The sequence below is a fragment of the Kitasatospora phosalacinea genome (genome assembly GCF_000716545.1).
GTDB classification, from domain to species: Bacteria; Actinomycetota; Actinomycetes; order Streptomycetales; family Streptomycetaceae; genus Kitasatospora; species Kitasatospora phosalacinea.
This window is the reverse complement of sequence record NZ_JNWZ01000011.1, coordinates 60,980-78,169: the sequence shown is the minus strand read 5'-3', so window position 1 is coordinate 78,169 and position 17,190 is coordinate 60,980. Positions and strand designations below refer to the sequence as shown.

The window sequence follows — 17,190 nt, the reverse complement described above, 5'->3', positions numbered from 1 at the left end:
GATGGATCTTGGTCGGCAGATGGTCAGTTCCGGATCGCCGCTCGAACCCCGAATAGGGTTCTCCCGGGCGGTCCGCAAGGGGGCGCACGTCGTCGTCGCCGGCACCGCTCCCATCGGGGACGGCGGGACGACCGTGGGGCGGGGCGACGTCTACGCCCAGACCGTGCGGTGCCTGGACATCGCGGAGACCGCGCTGGCGGCAGCCGGTGCGTCGCTGGGGGACGTCGTGCGGACCCGCATCATGCTCACGGACGTGACCCGCTGGGAGGAAGCCGCGCGAGCGCACGGAGAGCGCTTCGCCTCGGTCCGTCCGGCGTGCACCTTCGTCGAGGTGTCGCGTTTCATCGATCCCGACTGGCTCGTCGAAGTGGAGATCGACGCCATCCTCGACTGACCCCCGGAAGCACCCGCCCGCGGCGCGGCCGCCGGACCTCAGTCGCCGGCGCGCCCGCGGTGGTGGGCCCGCTGCACCGCACGGGTCTTCACCTGCCTGGTCAGCGCGGTCACCCCGGTGGTCAGGAACACCACGGTGTACAGGAGTTGGAGCATCACGATGATCCGGGCGGCCTGCCCGGACGGGTGGATGTCGCCGTACCCGACGGTCGCCATGGTGATCACCGTGAAGTACAGCGCGTCGACCTTGGTGACCAGCCCGTCCAGCTCGCCCGGGTGCTTGGACATCGCCAGGTAGGCGGCGGAGAACACCACCAGCGCGCCGCACAGCAGGATCAGGATCCGCGGCACCGGGTGCCTGGACTGGCCGAGCACCTGCATCCGCACCTCGCGCAGCATCCCGACGCCGAGCACGGCCAGCAGCACGCCGAACGCCATCCAGCTGATCGTCGGGTGGTGCGGCCCGAACCAGCCCAGCGGCACCGCGAAGTAGACCGTCAGCAGCAGCACCGGGCCGCCCAGCACGGCGACGTACGTCCGGACGAGTCCCCTCACGCCGCCGCGGCCTTCCCGCCGGCGGGCGGGCCCGCGGGGCCGTCCGTGCCGGGCGCGTCGGGGGTGCCGGGGGTGTCGGCGGGCGAGTCCAGGAACTCCAGCACCGCCAGTACGGCCAGCAGCACCACCGCCGTCCACAGCACCACCGCGGCGGTCGGGTAGCTCCAGGTCAGCACCACCACGGCGGCGACGGCGACCGCGCCCCAGCCCAGCCAGGCCTTCCAGCGGTGCACGAACGGGCCGACCGGGCCGAGCCTCATGCCGATCCCCTCGGCGGCCTGCCGCACCGCGCCCGGGCCGGACCGCCACAGGTGCCGCACCCAGCCGGCCCGGCGCCCCGCGCCGGTCAGCCAGGCGGCCAGCGCGATCACCACGCCCAGCGCCAGCACCATCCGGATCGCGGCCCGCAGGTAGCGCACCAGCGTGTCGTACACCGCCATCGCGGCGGCCTGGTCGACGTCGGCGGGCAGCTTGTCCAGGTAGATCGCCCGGAACACGCTCAGCCCGATGCCCAGCACCCCCGCGCCCGCGGCCATCCCGAGCGCCGCCCAGACGGTGGCCCGGCGGTGGCGCGCCGCCAGCGCGATCCCGCCGACCGCGCACAGCAGCGCCAGCACCGGCACCCAGAATCCGGCCAGGTCGAGCAGCCGCAGCCCGGTCTGCGCCTTCCGCACCGCGTCCGACTGCACCAGCGTGTAGTCGGTGTGCACCTCCGGGATCTTCGACGCCAGCCCCAGCCCGCCCGCCACCAGCCGGTCCTTCACCGCCGCGACCACCGGCGCCAGGTCCAGGCTGACGGTGTCGCCCTTGACCTGCACCGCCCCGCCGCCCTGCCCGGTCAGCACCTTGTCGAACGCGGCGTGCGAGTTGCGCAGCACGCCCGTCCAGACCGTGGCGAACGCGTCGGACCGGACGAAGCGCAGCACCTGGTCGTGGACGAAGCCGGTCAGCCCGCTGGTCAGCGCCGGGCCGAGCTTGCCCAGCGCGGCGTCCAGCAGCGGCCGGTCGTTCGGGGCCGCGTCGTTGATCAGGTCGGTGATCGGCAGCTGCTGCATCACCGCCGTGGTCACCCGGTTGGCGACCGCGCCCTGCACCGACGGGTCGGACGCCAGCGGCGCCATCGTGGACACGAACCGGTCGGTGTCGGTCACCTGCGACTTGCTCCAGGCGGCGACCACCCCGAGCGGGGTCAGCACCGCGGCCAGCACGATCAGCAGCACCGCGAAGAAGGACCGCACCCGGTGGTGCTCCCGCCGGGGCTGCCCCTGCCGCTCCAGGACGGCGATCCGCTCGCGCAGATCGACCAGCTCCCGCTCGTCCGACGGGTCCGCCGCCATCCGGTGCCTCCCTGGTGATCCGCCGTCAGGTCGATACCAGCAGATACCAGAACGAAACGGTCAGCCACTCGGGCGTGCCGACACGCCGGAGCCCCCGGTCCGTCAGGGCGACGGGCCGGGGGCTCCGGTACGGCGAGCGGGGTCGGCCGGGGCCGACGGGGCGTCAGGCCGTGGTCGACTTCGTGGGCTCGGTGGCCTTGGTCACCACGGTCGGCTCGACGGCCGGACGCGGCTGCTCGGCCTGCGAGGCGGCGGTGCCGTTCTGGGCCTCCGCGGGAGCGTCGTCCTCGCGCAGCGCCTTGGTCTCCGCCTTCAGGATGCGCATCGACTTGCCGAGGCCGCGGGCCATCTCGGGCAGCTTCTTCGAGCCGAACAGCAGGACCAGCACCACCACCATGATGGCGATGTGCCAGGGCTCAAGACCGTTACGGAACATCCCTGACCACCGGTCCTTTCGTGGAAGTTCTCGCTGTGACTAAGGGCTCGGGCGGAACGCCCGACTCGGCCAGTATGCCTGGCCTTGTCGGCGAACGTATACACCCGTCGGCAAACAGCCGCCGAAAAACAGGTGATCCGAGTCATGTGGTCTGTACCACCAGGAGGGGGGCGCGGAGCGGGCCCGGCGGCCTCACCCACCCGTGCCCACCAGCACCGACCAGACCGCCCCGGCGGCCGTCAGCACCACCGCGGCGGTCAGCCCCCGCATCCACCACCGGCCCGCCGAGACGTGCGGACTGTGTTCCACGGCACTGCGCCGCCGCACCCCGTGCGCGTGCAGGCCGACCGCCGCCACCGCCAACACCCCGCCCAGCGCGGCCAGTCCGGGCTGCCCCCGGACGTACCCCGTGCGCAGCACCAGCAGCGCGTCGGCGGCCAGCACCAGCGCGGTGCGGCTCCACGCGAGCAGGGTCCGCTCCGGCTGCAGCCCCGGGTCGCGGGGGGCGGCCGTCACCGCGACCAGCCGATGATCAGCACCGAGAACACCGCCGCCGCGACCGCCACGCACACCGTCAGCACCAGCATGATCCGGGTCGCCGGCAGCGGGCCGCCCGCCCGCATCGCCCGCTCCACCCGCACCCACCGGTGGTACGCGGCCCAGCCCAGGCCCGCCCCGCCGGCGGCCAGCAGCACCGAGAGCGTCACCCGCACCGGCACCGGCGCCAGGTCCGGCGTCAGCTGGTCCAGCCCCACCGCCCCCGCGAGCAGCGCCAGCGCGGTCCTGATCCAGGCCAGGAACGTCCGCTCGTTCGCCAGCGTGAACCGGTAGTCCAACTCCTCCGGCTCCCGGTCGTCCGCCCGGTGGTCCTCCGCCATACGGCGACCCTAGGGCCTGTCCGCACCCACGAGCGGAACCGCGCCGGGGCGTTCGCCGCCCCGGCGCGGTTCTCCACGGTTCCTCCGGCGTCCGACCTCCGCCCCCGCCGCGGGCCTACGCGGCCAGTTCCTCCTCCTCCCGCTGCGCCGCCGCGTCCGCCGCTCCGGGCACCGGCAGGTGGCGCATCAGCAGGTGGGCGGCCAGCGCGGCGCCGAGCATGACCAGGACGCCGACCACTGCGGCGACGTGCATCCCGTCGGCGAAGGCGTCGCGGGCGGTGGCCAGGAGCCGGTCGGCGGCCTCGCCGGGGAGGTGGGCGGCGGTGGTGACGGCCCCGCCGAGGGTGTCGCGGGCGGCCTCGGGGGCGGCGCCGTCCATCCGGGACCGGTAGATCGCCGCGCCGGCCGCGCCGAGGACGGCGATGCCGAGCGAGCTGCCGAGCTCCTGGGCGGTCTCGGAGGTGGCGCCGGCCGCGCCGGCCCGGTCGGCGGGGGCGGCGGAGAGCACCATCTCGCCGGTGATGCTGACGGTGCCGACCGAGCCGGCCGCGATCACGCCGGCCGCGACCAGCGGGAGGGCGAGCGAGGAGTCCGGCCCGACCAGGGCCATCGCGACGAACCCGGCGGCGGCGGCCAGGAACCCGGCGACCAGCAGCACGGCCGGCCGCACCCTGCCCGCCAGCGCCCCGAACCCGCCGACGGCCGCGCCGACGCCGACGCTGGGCAGCAGTGCCCAGAGCGAGGCGGACAGCGGGCTGTAGCCCTTGACCAGTTGCAGGTACTGCGAGGTGAAGAGGGTGAAGCCCATCATGGCGAACATCGCGATGGTGTTGACGGTGATCGCGCCGGTGTAGGTGCGGATCCGGAACAGGCCGACGTCGATCAGCGGGTTCGCGGCCGTCCGCAGCCGGACCACCAGGGCGCCGCCGACCGCCAGGCCGGCGAGCAGCACCAGCGCGGGGAGCGGGCTCCAGCCGTCCACCGCGAGCGTCTTGACGCCGTAGACGACCGGCAGCACGGCGGCCATCGAGAGCGCGGCGCCGAGCAGGTCGAAGCGGCCCCGCTGCGGGGCGCGGTACTCGGGGAGCAGCACCGGCGCCAGGAACATCACCAGCAGCATCGCGGGGACGGCGATCAGGAAGGCCGAGCCCCACCAGAAGTGGTCGAGCAGGAGCCCGCCGAGCACCGGACCGAGGGTGGCGCCGGCCATCATCACGCCGCTCCAGGCGCCGATCGCGGACTGCCGCTGCTTGGGGTCGGGGAACATGTTGCGGATCAGGGCCAGCGTGGAGGGCCCGAAGACCGCGCCCGCGATGCCCAGCAGGGCCCGGGCGGCGATGAGCCGGCCCGCCCCGTCCGACCAGGCGGCGACCAGCGAGGCGGCCGCGAAGGCGGCGGTGCCGCCGATCAGCAGCTTGCGCCGGCCGATCCGGTCGCCCAGCGCGCCCATCGGGATCAGCAGCCCGGCCAGCAGGAACGAGTACATGTCCATGATCCACAGCTGCTGGGTGCCGCTGGGGTGCAGGTCGGTGGCGATGAAGGGGACGGCGAAGAACAGCACGCCCATGTCCATGGCGAGGACGAGGGTCGGCAGCAGCAGGAGGGCGAGGCCCAGCCAGGCCCGGCGGTCGGCGCGGTCGGCGCGGTCGGCGCGGTCGGTGGTGCGGCGGTCGGTGCGGTGGTCGGTGGTCATGGCGATGACTGTACGGGCGTCTTGCACAACTGTCTAGTACAAGCGTCTAAATCAATCGTCCCAGACGTTCGAGCAAGACAATCGTCTTGGACGGGGCTAGCATCGCGGACATGGGAAATCGTGAGGACCTGCTGGCCAGTGCCGCCCGCTGCCTGCAAGAGAAGGGCTACGGGCGCACCACCGCCCGGGACATCGCCACCGGCGCGGGCGTCAGCCTGGCCGCGATCGGCTACCACTACGGATCCAAGGACGCCCTGCTGGTCGAGGCGCTGGTCGAGGCGATGGGGAAGTGGGGCGACTCGGTCGGCGCCGCGCTGTCCACCGCCACCGAGGTCGACGACCCCCGGGAGCGCTTCGTCCGGGCCTGGAACGCGGTGCGCGACAGCTTCGCCGAGCACCGGGGGCTGTGGACGGTGCAGTTCGAACTGCTCGCCCAGCTCGACCACCTGCCCGGGCTGCCCGAGCGGCTGGCCGCGGCGCAGAAGGCGGGGCGGCTCGGGCTGGCCGCGCTGTTCCAGGGCAAGGCCGAGGTGGCGGACACCCCGGAGGAGCTGGCCCGGGGCATCTTCTACCAGTCGCTGCTGCTCGGGCAGGCGGCCCAGTGGCTGATCAGCCCCGAGCTGGCGCCCAGCGGCGAGCAGTACCTGCTCGGGCTGTCCCTGGTCTCCGACGACGTGCTGGGCGGGGCGAAGGGCTGACGCGGCAGGCCCGTCCGGCGTTCCCGGCGCCCTCCCGAAGGCGCGCCGGGCGCCCGGGGCGTCAGGCGGTGACGGCGGTGAGCAGCACCACCGCGTCGGTGTGGGCGAGCAGGCCGTGCCGCTCCTGCGGGATCGAGTGCAGCTCGCCCGGGCCGGCCTCCTGGCGGCGGCCCTCGACGGTCAGCGCGACCCGGCCGCGCAGCACCTGCAGGCTGGCCGCGACCGGGGCGTTGTGCTCGTCCAGCACCGCACCGGCCCGCAGCGCGATCACGGTCTGCCGCAGCACGCCGTCGTGCAGCAGCAGGTGGGCGCTGCGGCCGTGCGGGCTGGCGGCGGCCTTGGCGGCGTGCTCCTCGGCCAGGGCGTTCAGGTCGATCCGGGCCGGCTGCTCGGTCATCGCGTTCTCCTCCGTCTGGCCCCCCGCACCACCGGGCCCGCCGACCGGGCCCCGCGGCCGACCCTAGGCGGCGCCCCGCGCGTGTCGCGCGCTGGAATCACGCGCAGGGGTCAAGGAGTGGTCCGCTCGGCGTGCGGGGCGGCGGCGGTGCGCCGATGGTTGGCCCTATGGCGACCAATCAGAGAATCACCTTCGGCGGTTTCCAGGTGAACCGCGGCATGCTCACCGCCGGCGCGGCCCTCACCGGGCTCGGCGCCGTCGTCGGACTGACCGGCACCGTCCTGGTCTGCGCCGCCCTGGCGAACGCGGGCCGGGGCTGGGTCCGGTCACTGGAGACCCAGCCCGCCGAACTGGCGCAGCGCACCTTCCACCAGGCCAGGGCCGCCTCGGCGGCCGGACTGGAGGCCTGGCGCGCCGGCGCCAACTGACCGGAGCGGCGGCGGGACGGGACGGGGGCGGGCACCCGACCGGGTGCCCGCCCCCGTGCCGCCCGCGTCCGGGCTACAGGCCGAGCGACTTGGCGATGATCGTCCGCATGACCTCGCTGGTGCCGCCGTAGATCCGGAACACCCGGTTGTCGGTGTAGAGGCGGGCGATCGGGTACTCCAGGATGTAGCCGTAGCCGCCGTGCAGCTGCAGGCACCGGTCGATCACCCCGGAAGCCGACTCGGTGCAGAACAGCTTGGCCGCGGCGGCGTCCGCCACCGTCAGCTCGCCGTTCTGGTAGAGCTCCAGCGCCTGGTCGACCATCGCCTGCTGGGCGAGCACCTGGGCCTGGCAGTCGGCCAGCGAGAACTTGGTGTTCTGGAACTCGGCGACCGCCTTGCCGAACACCTTGCGGTCCTTGACGTACTGCACCGCGAAGCGCACCGCGGCCGCCGCCGAGGCGTACGCGCCGACGGCGATGGCCAGGCGCTCCTGCACCAGGTTGTGCGTCAGGTAGGAGAACGCCCTGCCCTCCTCGCCGAGCAGGTCCGCCACCGGCACCTTGACGTCGGTGAAGGACAGCTCCGCGGTGTCCGAGGTGCGCAGGCCGATCTTCTGCAGCTTGCGGCCGACCGCGTAGCCCTCGGACTTGGTGTCCACGCACAGGATGGACAGGCCCGCGCGGCGGTCCGCCGGGTCGTACGGGGAGGTGCGGCAGACCACCAGCACCAGGTCGGCCAGCACGCCGCCGGTGATGAAGGTCTTGGCGCCGTTGAGGACGTAGTGGGTGCCGTCCTCGGACAGCTTCGCCGTGGTGGTGATGCCCGCCAGGTCGGAACCCGCGCCCGGCTCGGTCATCGCGATGGCGGTCATGATGTCGCCCGAGACGAAGCCGGGCAGCCAGCGCCGCTTCTGCTCCTCGTTCGCGTACTCCAGCAGGTACGGCAGCACCAGGCCGGTGTGCACGCCCGAGGAGCCGAAGGTGACGCCCGCGCGGGCGGTCTCCTCGGTGATCACCGCCTGGTACTTGAAGCCGGACTCGCCCGCGCCGCCGTACTCCTCCGGGACCTCGATGCCGTAGACGCCGAGCTCGCCGAGCTTGCGGTAGAAGTCGCGCGGCGGGTGGCCGGCCTCCTCCCAGCTCTCGTAGACCGGGACGACCTCGTTGGCGATGAAGTCCCGGATGGTCTCCCGGAACGCCTCGTGGTCCTCGTTGTACACGGTGCGGCGCACGGTGCGCTCCCTTCGGCGGCGGCTGGTCGCTCAAGTTAATCGCCAGTAGCTTCCGGTGTCCAGGGAGGCGGACGGCCTGGTGAGCGGGCTGGAGGGCGGGCTCCGCGGGGGCCGGGCGGGCCGGTCGCCGGCCCGCCCCCCGCGCGCTCCTAGTACAGGACGAACGGGTAGGAGACGGTGTGCGCCAGGTTCGCGTCGGACTGGAGGGCGCCGACGCCGTCGTCGGCGGCCGCGGTGCCGACGCCCGCGAGGAGGAAGGCGCCGAGGGCGGTGGCGACGGCGGCTGCGCGAATGCGGGACACGGTGGTCTCCCTGCTAACTGGTGCGAATGTGACGCTGCGGGGTGGCCGCCCCGTTCGCGCCGGTTCCCGGCGTCGCGCCATCAGGATTGCCCACTGGGCCGTTCGGGTTCCAGCCCGGGCACGCGGGTCCGCCCGAAGGTGTCACTCTTATGGAATAGCGTCGGAACCGGCAGTGATCGGCGCCGATCGGCAGAACACCGTGCCCGCAAGGGATTTCACCGTTCCGGGCGGGCCCGCCGCGATCTCCGCATGTCAACGTCAGCTTGACCGGGGATCGACAGAAACGGGAAATCGGAAAGCAGTGGTCCCCCGATTGTCGTACTGGCACACTGGGGCCTCATGTCTGATGGTCTTCCCCCTGCTTCCGGAGCCGACGGAAGTGGCGCCGAATTCCCCGCGACCGAGAACTCGACGGATCTCCGCACCACGGAGGTCGATCTCGGCGGCCTGGTCGGCGTGCTCGCCACGCACCTCTACTCCACCCCGCTGGTGGCGCTGCGCGAACTGGTGCAGAACGCCCACGACTCGCACACCCGGCGGAAGCTGGAGGACCCGGAGGGGGCGTACCGGCCGCTGATCCGGGTCACCGGCGACCCGGCGGCGCGGACGGTGGCGATCGAGGACAACGGCGCGGGTCTGACCGAGCCGGAGATCCACGCGTACCTGGCGACCGTCGGCACCGGCTACACCCGGATGCTGCGCGAACTCACCGGCAACCAGGACCTGATCGGCGCCTTCGGGCTGGGCTTCCTCTCGGCGTTCTCGGTGGCCGAGGAGGTGACCGTCACCACCGCCTCGCACCGCGAGCCGCTGGCCGCGCACACCTACCGCAGCCGGGGCGGCGAGCAGTACAGCGTGGAGCCCGCCCCGGCGCGGCCCGGGCCGGGGACGGTGGTGCGGCTGCGGCTGAAGGCCGAGCACGCGCACCTCGCCGACGAGCACGCGCTGCGCGAGGTGCTGGCGCGGTACTGCGTGCTGCTGCCGATCGCGGTGTACGTCGGCGACGACGAGCAGCCGGTCAACGACGTGGTGGTGCCCTGGCGGCAGGACGTGCCGGGCCCGGCGCACCCGCACCGGATGCGCTTCGCCTCGGCGTTCGCCCGCAGCTTCGAACCGCTGACCGCCTTCCCGGTGACGCCGGTCGAGGGCCGCACCGACGCGGTCGGGCTGCTCTGGGTGCAGGACGGCGGGACGTACGGGTCGAGCGACAACCGGGACCTCGCGGTCTACCTGCGCGGCATGTTGCTCGCCGACGACGCCCGCGACCTGCTGCCCAGCTGGGCCGGCTTCATCGGCGGCGTGGTCGAGTCGACCCGGCTCACCCCCACCGCCAGCCGCGAGGACCTGCAGCGCGACGAGCACTACCGGGCGCTCCAGCAGGCGCTCGCCGACGCGATCGTGGACGGCCTGTACGAGACCGCCCGGCTGCACCCGGCGGCCTGGCGGCGGATCCTGGCCCGGCACGGCCAGGACCTGCTGGGCGCGGCGCTCTGCGACGACCGGCTGTTCACGCTGCTCGCCGACGACGTCCCGGTGCCGACCTCGCAGGGCGAGCTGACCGCCGGCGCGCTGCGGGCCGCGGGCTCCGGCGCGGTGCACGTGGCGCTGGGCAGCGGCGGCGGCTTCGAGGAGATGCTGTACCGGGCGATGCAGGTGCCGATCGCCCGCGGCGACCGGTACGCGGTGCTGCCGTTCCTGCGCCGCTACGCGCGGCTGCGCGAGTGCCGGATCGTCGAACTCGGCAGCGAGAGCGGCAACAAGGAGCTGTTCCGGGCCCCGGACGTGCCGCTGCCCGCCGAGCAGCAGGCCTGGCTGGCGGCCGCGCTGGCCGAGGACGGCGAGCAGCTGGTGCCCGCCAGGTTCGACCCGCCCGGGCTGCCGCTGGTGCTGGTGCCGGACCGCGAGGCCGAGCTCAAGGCGCGGATCGAGGACGACCGGGCGGACGCCCGGATCCCGTCCGCCGCCCTGCAGTTGGCGCGGGCGTTCACCGCGCGCACCGACGGCGCGGTCAAGGCCAGGCTGTACCTGAACCTGGCCTCGCCGGCCGTCCGCGACCTGCTGGCCGCGTACCGGGACGGGCACACCGGAGCGGCCACCGCGGCGGCGCTGCTGCGCTCGCTGAAGGTCATCATGGCGGCGGCCTCCGGCTCGGCGGGCGGTGACCTGGGGGCGGCGCTGTCCGGGATCTCCACCGCCGTGGCCGCGCTCACCGCGGCCGTGCCCGCCGACGGGCTGTCGGCGGTGCCCGACACCATCTCCGCAGACGCCGCAGAGCTTCCCCAGGGGGACGAGGAACGATGACCACCGACATCTGGTCCTGGGTGCACGACACCCACCGCCAGCTCGCCGAGTCCGGCCAGCACCGGCTGGCCGACGCGCTGGCCGAGATCGCCGGGCACGCCGTGGAGGGCCGCAACGAGCAGCTGGACGCGATGTTCCCGGAGGCGCTGGCCTCCGCGCGGGCCCTGGGCCTGCCCTGGGTGGAGGTGTTCCTGCGGCACTGGCGGCTGCAGAACTTGCTGAACAAGCGCCACCAGGGCGAGGCCGCGATGTCCGAGGCGGTGTCGCTGCTGGAGTTCGCGCACCGCGAGGAGACCGCGTCCTGCCCGCAGTCGGTGTGCGCCGTCCAGGACTTCACCATCTGCCACGCCAACATCGACGGCCCCGGCTACGTCCCGGAGCGGCTCGCCGTGCTGGAGGAGGCGCTGCAGCGGGTCGAACCGGCCCGGTCCTGCTTCGACTGCCTGTCCCGCGAGTACGCCGAGACCCTGGAGGACGACGGCCGCCCGGCGGACGCGCTGGCCCACCTCGACCGGGCCGAGACCCGGATCGCCGCGGCCGGCGAGCGGGTCTCGCTGTCCTTCGCGCACAGCCGCGCCTCCGCCCTGCACCGGCTCGGCCGGTACCAGGACGCGCTGGACGCGTACGACACCGCCGAGCGCGCCTACGTCGCCGCCGGGAACCGGCCGGACGACGACGACCGGCGCAAGCTCGCGGCCGGCCGCGCCCTGCAGTTCGCCGCGCTCGGCCGCACCGGGCACGCGCTGGAGCTGCTGCCGGAAGCCGAGGAGGCCGACCGGTACCCGGACATCCGGCACCGCTGGTCCGCCGCCGTCGAACTGCTCTGCGCGGCAGGGCAGTTCGAAAACGACGCCGCACTCGGCGCTCGACTCGCCTCCTGGGCGGGCGAGTTGGACACCGCCGGATCGCACCGTCCGTGCCTCGACCTGGTGTTGCGAGCCGGTCGGCTGGCGGTCGCCCGGGGCGCCCGCGAGGTCGCCCTGACGCTGGCCCGCACCGGCGAGCGCAAGCTCGGCCGGCTCCGCCGCACCGAGGGCGTCGCCGAGCAGGTGGCCGCGCTGCGGGCCGCCGCCGAGGCCCTGCCGCGCCCCGAACTCCCGGTGCCGGTGGACGAGTTGCCCGCCTGGCTGGCCGAGCACCGGCCCGACCCGGAGACCGGCGCCGAACTGCTGGCCGCCGCGCTGGCCCTCGGCGAGCGGCCCGACACCGTCCTGGTGGTCAACCTGGCCGGCGCCCTCGGCGCCCTCGGCCACACCCGGGCCGTCGCCGAACTCGCCTGGGCCCAGCTGGAGTTGGACCCGGGCCACGAGTACCTCACCGGCATGCTCGGCCAGCTCCTGATCGACGCCGAGGACGGCGAGGGCGTCGACCGGCTGGCCGCCCGGCTCACCGAGGCCGGCGACCCGGCCGACGCGCACTGGCTGCGGGCCCGCTGGGCCGCCGCCCAGGGCCGCTGGGCGGAGGTCGGCGAGCAGTGCGCGGCCGTCCTCGTCCACTCGCCCGACGCGCTCAACACCCGTCGGCTGGCCGCGGCCGCCGCCACCCGGCGCGGCGAGCACGCCGAGGCCCAGCGGCTCTACCGGGAACTGCTGGAGCACGCCGTGGACCCGGCCGAGGCGGGCGAGGACGACGCGCACCGCACCGTCCAGGAACCCGACCTGTGGCACCTGATCACGGCGGCCACCGCCAACCGGGACTGGGCGGCCGTCCGCGCGGCCGGCGCCCGGCTCGGCATCGAGTTCGACACCGACAGCGGCCCGGTCGAGGAGGAGTGGCAGCTGATCGAGCTGCGCGTCCGCCGGGCCAACGGCACCACCACCGACCTGCCCGCGCTGCGCACCGGCCCGGCCACCGCCAAGGTGCTGCCGGTGCTCGGCGAGGACGTCGGCCTCAACCACGGCGACATCGTGGTGTTCTCCCCGGCCGTCCTCAACGACCGCCCCGAGCCGGACTCGCCGGAGGCCGAGGACTGGCGGCCGGTCTTCGAACTCCTCACCCTGCTCGACCCGGCCGGCTACACCACCTACTGGATCGACGGCGCCTGCCCCGAACCCGAGCAGTGGTACACCCTGCGCGACGCCCTCCGGGACGCCGGGCACGCCGTCTGGGTCTACAGCGGCGACGGCTACCGGATCGCCGACCCCAGCGGCGAGCAGGACGGCCTCCCCGGCATCTACGCCGCCCTCGGCGTCCCGCCCACCGGCACCGCCGCCCGGACCGACGCCCTCCTCACCACCCTCACCGCCCACCTCGCCCACCCCCTCGCCTGGCCCGCCCTGGCCGAGGCGGCGGGCGCCGACCTGACCCGCCACCAGAAGATCGTCGACGCCTACGAGCTCTGACGCCCCGACCCGGCCGCCCGCCCCGGAAGGCGATCCCGTCGTCCTCCGGGGCGGGCTTCGACCTGCCGGGCTCCCCGAACCGGCACATGGCGGTCACCGCCGTCGTCCCCGACGACCTCGTCCTGGACACCGCCGCTCTCCGAACGTCAGCGGCCGGGCGGGGTCGGGTCGAGGTAGACCCGGGTGACGGCGGGGACGGCCCGGCGGATGGCGCGTTCGGCCTGGTCGCAGGCGGCTTCCACTTCGGCGGCGGTGGCCAGGTCGGCGAAGTCGACCTTGGCGGCGACCAGGACGTCGTCGGGGCCGTGGACGCTGGTGACCAGGTCGAGGACGCGGACGACGCGGGGCTGGGAGGTGAGCGTGTCGGTGATGGTGCGTTCGTAGCGGTCGGGGAGCGAACGGCCGATCAGCAGCGAGGCGTTGTCGCGGGCGAGGACGTAGGCGACCCAGGCGAGCAGGGCGCCGATCAGGACGGAGGCCAGGCCGTCCCAGAGGGCGTCGCCGGTGAGCTCGGCACCGAGCAGGCCGCCGAAGGCGAGCAGCAGGCCGATCAGCGCGGCGCAGTCCTCCAGGAAGACGGCCTTCACGGCGGTGTCGGAGGTGTGCCGCAGGTAGCGGTAGCCGCCGACGCGGAGCCGGCGGGTCTCGCCGCGCAGTTGGCGGACCGTCCGGGCCAGCGAGACGGACTCCAGGACGAAGGCGACGGCCAGGATCAGGTACGACAGGCCGGGGCTGCCGAGCTCCTCGCCGTACCGGAGGGTGTGGACGCCGTCGTGCACCGAGAACACCGCGCCGCCGACGAAGGTCGCGAAGGAGGCCAGCAGCGCCCACAGGTAGCGTTCGCGGCCGTAGCCGAGCGGGTGCTTGCCGTCGGCCGGGCGGGTGCTGCGCTTGAGGGAGAAGAAGAGCAGCACCTCGGTGACGGTGTCGGCGAAGGAGTGCGCGGCCTCGGAGAGCATCGCGCTGGAGCCGCTGATCGCGCCCGCCACGGCCTTGGCGAGGGCGATGCCGAGGTTGCACAGGCCCGCGACGATCACGGTGGTGACGCTCTCGCCGCCGCTGTCCCCGGGGGTGTCGGGCGTCGTCCGCTGCTCGCTCATAACCGGACATTGTGTCCGATTTGCGGGCTTCCACTCCGGAGGGGTGCGGGGCATGTCCCCGGCCCCGGACGACCGGGCCCGGGTGGCGCGGCCCACGTCAGACGCTGTTCGCACCCGCGCCGCCGATCGGGCAAGGTGGAGGCCAGGAGGCGGCCCCGACCGGGCGGGCGGCCGGGGTGGTGGAGGAAGTACCGTGTCCGATCGCGAGCCGGAGGGCGCGCCGGCGCAGGAAGCGCCGCCCACCGAGGGTCTGCTCGGACCGGACGCGCCGCCGATCGGACGGGCCGTCAGCGTGCCGCACGCGCCGGAGCCGGTGCAGACCGAGGGGCTGCTCGGCCGCCAACCGGGGCCCGAGGCCACCGAGGCCGTCCGGCCCCGCCGCGGCCCGCTGGCCCAGGACACCCTGACGCCCGAGGAGTGGAACGCGGCCGGCTACACCCCGTCCCACGGCATCGACCTGGCCGAGCTGCACAAGGGCGCCCCCGGCGACGCCCCCTGGCCGGACCGGATGCGCACCCTGCTGCGGACGCCGATGGCCGAGCGCCCGGCGTTCGAGCGCACCCCGCGCGAACTGCACCCCTCGGCCGGCGCGCAGGCCCAGCGCAACGTGCCGCGCGTCCTCGACCTCTCGCTGCGGATCGGCGAACTGCTGCTGGCCAGCGGCGAGGCCGCCGAGGACGTGGAGGCCGCGATGCTCGGCATCGCCCACGCGTACCGGCTCGACCACTGCGAACCGCAGGTCACCTTCACGCTGATCTCGATCTCGCACCAGCCCTCGCTGATCGACCCGCCGGTCACCGCGGACCGGGTGGTGCGCCGCCGCACCTCCGACTACACCCGGCTGGCCGCCGTGTACGAGCTGGTCGCCGACATCACCGCCGAGCGGGTCAGCGTCAACGACGCGTACCGGCGGCTGGCCGGGATCCGCCGCAACCGGCACCCCTACCCGGCGTGGCTGATGGCGCTGGCCACCGGGCTGCTGGCCGGGGCGGCGTCCTTCCTGGTCGGCGGGCGGATCGACTCCACGGCCTGGCTGGTGTTCGTCTCCGCGTTCACCACCGCCGTGGTCGGCGACCGGCTGGCCTCGGCGATCGCCCGCCGCGGGCTGCCCGAGTTCTACCAGTTCGTGGTCGCCGCGATGCCCGCCGCGCTCTGCGGCATCCTGCTGTCCTTCAACGAACTGCACCTGCGCGGCTCGGTGGTGATCACCGGTGGGCTGTTCGCGCTGCTGCCCGGCCGGGCCATGGTCGCCGCCGTCCAGGACGGCCTGACCGGCTTCTACATCACCGCCGCGGCCCGGCTGCTGGAGGTGGTGTACCTGATCGCGGGCATCGTCATCGGCGTGATGCTGGTGCTGTACGTCGGCGTCAACTACAACGCCAGGCTGCGGCCGGACGAGAGCCTGGGCGGCAGCACCAACCCGCCCGTCCAGCTGGTCGCCGCGATGGTGCTGGCGCTGGCCTTCGCGATGCTGCTGCAGACCGAGCGGCACTCGCTGCCGATGGTGGTGATAAACGCGGCCGTCGGCTGGTCCGTGTTCGGCGTGCTGACCAACAACGCGGACGTCTCGCCGATCGTCGCCACCGGCCTCGCGGCCGGTCTGGTCGGCCTGTTCGGACAGCTGCTGGCCCGCTACCGGGCGGCCTCCGCGCTGCCGTACGTCACCGCCGCGATCGGTCCGCTGATGCCCGGTTCGGCGCTGTACCTCGGCATGCTGGCCTTCGCCCAGGGCCACCCCGCGTCCGGGCTGGTCTCCGCCTCCCGGGCGGTCGCGCTGGCACTGGCGCTGGCGATCGGCGTCAACCTCGGCGGCGAGGTGGCCCGGCTGTTCCTGAAGAACCCCGGCGCGAGCGACCGGGACACCCCGCACGCGCTGATCCCGCGCCGGGCGGCGAAACGCACCCGCGGCTTCTGACCCCGCGCCACCCCCTGCAAGAAGAGGCACCGCCCGATGATCAGTGCACTGCTGGACGGCTACCGCCACCACATCGTGGACGCCCACAAGCAGCCGCTGTTCCTGCTGCTGGTCGGGTTCATCGCCTCCTTCGCGTTCATCCGGTTCAGCACCCGGATGATCCGCGCCCAGGTGCGCTGGTGGCCCGGCAACATCACCCCCGGCGGCCTGCACATCCACCACATGGTGTTCGGCCTGGGCTTCCTGCTGCTCGGCGGCATCGGCACCTTCGCCACCGACGGCGGGCACCCCTGGACCGACTGGTTCGGCCTCTCCTTCGGCATCGGCTGCGGGCTGGTGCTGGACGAGTTCGCGCTGATCCTGCACCTGGACGACGTGTACTGGAGCGAACAGGGCCGCAAGTCGGTGGACGCGGTGATCCTCGGCATCCTGCTCACCGCACTGCTGCTCACCGGCTACGTGCCGCTCGGCGTCGTGCCCGGGCAGGACACCCGCTGGGGGCTGGTCGCGGTGATCGGGATCAACGCGCTGGTCTGCCTGGTCGCGCTGCTCAAGGGCAAGGTCTGGACGGGACTGCTCGGCATCATGGTGCCCGGCCTGTCCTGGATCGGCGCGATCCGGCTGGCCCGCCCCGGCAGCCCGTGGGCGCGCTGGCGCTACACCGGACGCCCCCGGCGGATGGCGCGCGCGACCCGGCGCGAGCGGCGGCTGCACGCGCGGACGGACCGGGCCCGCACCTGGCTGTTCGACCTGATCGCCGGGGCGCCCGACAAGGTTCCGGCCGGGCACCCGAAGGCGCAGGCGGTGGCCGAGCGGATGGCCGCCCGGGCGCTGGCCCACCGGCGCCGCCCCGGGCGGGGCGCGGTCGGCGCGGGGAGCGGCGGGTACGGGGGTGCGGGCGGGGCGGCCGGGGCCGGTGCCGCGCACGGCGACCCGGCGCGGCGGGCCCGGGCCCAGCGGCGGCGGCGCACCGTCCGGGCCGGGCGGCCGCGGACCACCGCGACCGGGCCGGGGCGGCCCTCGGGGCGGGTGCGCTGACCCGGGGGCCGACGAGGGCGGCAGGGCCGGGCGCGGCGGTCCGCGAGGTCCTCGGACGCCCCGGCCGCTCGGCGCACAGGCCCGTTCGGACAATCCGACATCTCACCCGCGCGGCCGCATGGCGATGGCACTGAGCCACCGCCGGG

17 protein-coding genes are annotated in these 17,190 nt (G+C 74.4%); 7 read left to right on the top strand and 10 right to left on the bottom strand.

Annotated elements, in window-relative coordinates; translation table 11 throughout:
• Nucleotide 1: 1 nt before the first annotated feature.
• The gene (locus tag OO48_RS07640) at nt 2–394 is read left to right on the top strand and encodes a RidA family protein (RefSeq protein ID WP_033213647.1); all 393 of its coding nucleotides are present in this window, start codon (nt 2–4) and stop codon (nt 392–394) included.
• Between the two features lie 38 nt (nt 395–432).
• Here OO48_RS07640 and OO48_RS07635 read toward each other — a convergent pair whose 3' ends face one another.
• The 6 genes from OO48_RS07635 to OO48_RS07610 all read right to left on the bottom strand — a co-directional run bounded on the left by OO48_RS07635 (nt 433) and on the right by OO48_RS07610 (nt 5,292).
• Nucleotides 433–948: a potassium channel family protein gene (locus OO48_RS07635; protein WP_051731857.1), complete on the bottom strand. Its 516-nt coding sequence runs from the start codon at nt 946–948 to the stop codon at nt 433–435.
• The gene (locus OO48_RS07630; RefSeq protein WP_033213604.1) at nt 945–2,285 is read right to left on the bottom strand and encodes a membrane protein; all 1,341 of its coding nucleotides are present in this window, start codon (nt 2,283–2,285) and stop codon (nt 945–947) included. Before OO48_RS07630 ends, OO48_RS07635 begins: the two co-directional genes overlap by 4 nt.
• 163 nt (nt 2,286–2,448) lie before the next feature.
• On the bottom strand, nt 2,449–2,721 hold the full coding sequence (tatA, locus tag OO48_RS07625; RefSeq protein ID WP_033213603.1) for a Sec-independent protein translocase subunit TatA: 273 nt from the start codon (nt 2,719–2,721) through the stop codon (nt 2,449–2,451).
• 192 nt (nt 2,722–2,913) lie between these two features.
• Nucleotides 2,914–3,237, bottom strand: a complete 324-nt coding sequence (locus tag OO48_RS07620; RefSeq protein ID WP_051731856.1) for a DUF202 domain-containing protein — start codon at nt 3,235–3,237, stop codon at nt 2,914–2,916.
• Complete coding sequence (locus OO48_RS34330; RefSeq protein ID WP_051731855.1) at nt 3,234–3,599, bottom strand: YidH family protein; 366 nt, start codon at nt 3,597–3,599, stop codon at nt 3,234–3,236. Before OO48_RS34330 ends, OO48_RS07620 begins: the two co-directional genes overlap by 4 nt.
• A gap of 115 nt (nt 3,600–3,714) precedes the next feature.
• The gene (locus OO48_RS07610; RefSeq protein ID WP_051731854.1) at nt 3,715–5,292 is read right to left on the bottom strand and encodes an MFS transporter; all 1,578 of its coding nucleotides are present in this window, start codon (nt 5,290–5,292) and stop codon (nt 3,715–3,717) included.
• A 110-nt stretch (nt 5,293–5,402) separates the two neighbouring features.
• Here OO48_RS07610 and OO48_RS07605 point away from each other — a divergent pair, with 110 nt between their 5' ends.
• On the top strand, nt 5,403–5,990 hold the full coding sequence (locus OO48_RS07605; RefSeq protein WP_033213602.1) for a TetR/AcrR family transcriptional regulator: 588 nt from the start codon (nt 5,403–5,405) through the stop codon (nt 5,988–5,990).
• A gap of 61 nt (nt 5,991–6,051) precedes the next feature.
• On the opposite strand, the gene OO48_RS07600 is transcribed toward OO48_RS07605, so the two are convergent.
• Nucleotides 6,052–6,387, bottom strand: coding sequence for a cupin domain-containing protein (locus OO48_RS07600; protein WP_033213601.1), 336 nt, complete (start codon nt 6,385–6,387; stop codon nt 6,052–6,054).
• 167 nt (nt 6,388–6,554) lie between these two features.
• Between OO48_RS07600 and OO48_RS07595 the strand changes: the two genes are divergently transcribed.
• A complete protein-coding gene (locus tag OO48_RS07595) occupies nt 6,555–6,815 on the top strand; it encodes a hypothetical protein (protein WP_033213600.1) in 261 nt (86 codons plus the stop codon).
• 73 nt (nt 6,816–6,888) lie between these two features.
• On the opposite strand, the gene OO48_RS07590 is transcribed toward OO48_RS07595, so the two are convergent.
• Both OO48_RS07590 and OO48_RS38820 read right to left on the bottom strand, forming a co-directional pair.
• Nucleotides 6,889–8,046 (bottom strand): acyl-CoA dehydrogenase family protein, encoded by a 1,158-nt coding sequence (locus OO48_RS07590; RefSeq protein WP_033213599.1) that lies wholly within the window; start codon nt 8,044–8,046, stop codon nt 6,889–6,891.
• Nucleotides 8,047–8,195: 149 nt separating this feature from the next.
• Entirely contained in the window at nt 8,196–8,348 is a 153-nt protein-coding gene (locus tag OO48_RS38820) for a hypothetical protein (protein WP_167346429.1), read from the bottom strand.
• Between the two features lie 339 nt (nt 8,349–8,687).
• Here OO48_RS38820 and OO48_RS07585 point away from each other — a divergent pair, with 339 nt between their 5' ends.
• Both OO48_RS07585 and OO48_RS07580 read left to right on the top strand, forming a co-directional pair.
• The gene (locus tag OO48_RS07585) at nt 8,688–10,649 is read left to right on the top strand and encodes an ATP-binding protein (protein WP_033213598.1); all 1,962 of its coding nucleotides are present in this window, start codon (nt 8,688–8,690) and stop codon (nt 10,647–10,649) included.
• Nucleotides 10,646–12,991, top strand: coding sequence for a hypothetical protein (locus OO48_RS07580; RefSeq protein ID WP_033213597.1), 2,346 nt, complete (start codon nt 10,646–10,648; stop codon nt 12,989–12,991). The genes OO48_RS07585 and OO48_RS07580 overlap by 4 nt, the downstream gene beginning before the upstream one ends.
• Before the next feature lie 146 nt (nt 12,992–13,137).
• Here OO48_RS07580 and OO48_RS07575 read toward each other — a convergent pair whose 3' ends face one another.
• Nucleotides 13,138–14,091, bottom strand: coding sequence for a cation diffusion facilitator family transporter (locus OO48_RS07575; protein WP_033213596.1), 954 nt, complete (start codon nt 14,089–14,091; stop codon nt 13,138–13,140).
• A gap of 193 nt (nt 14,092–14,284) precedes the next feature.
• Here OO48_RS07575 and OO48_RS07570 point away from each other — a divergent pair, with 193 nt between their 5' ends.
• Nucleotides 14,285–16,006 (top strand): threonine/serine exporter family protein, encoded by a 1,722-nt coding sequence (locus OO48_RS07570; RefSeq protein ID WP_033213595.1) that lies wholly within the window; start codon nt 14,285–14,287, stop codon nt 16,004–16,006.
• A 36-nt stretch (nt 16,007–16,042) separates the two neighbouring features.
• A complete protein-coding gene (locus OO48_RS07565) occupies nt 16,043–17,044 on the top strand; it encodes a hypothetical protein (RefSeq protein ID WP_051731853.1) in 1,002 nt (333 codons plus the stop codon).
• The last annotated feature ends 146 nt before the right edge of the window (nt 17,045–17,190 follow it).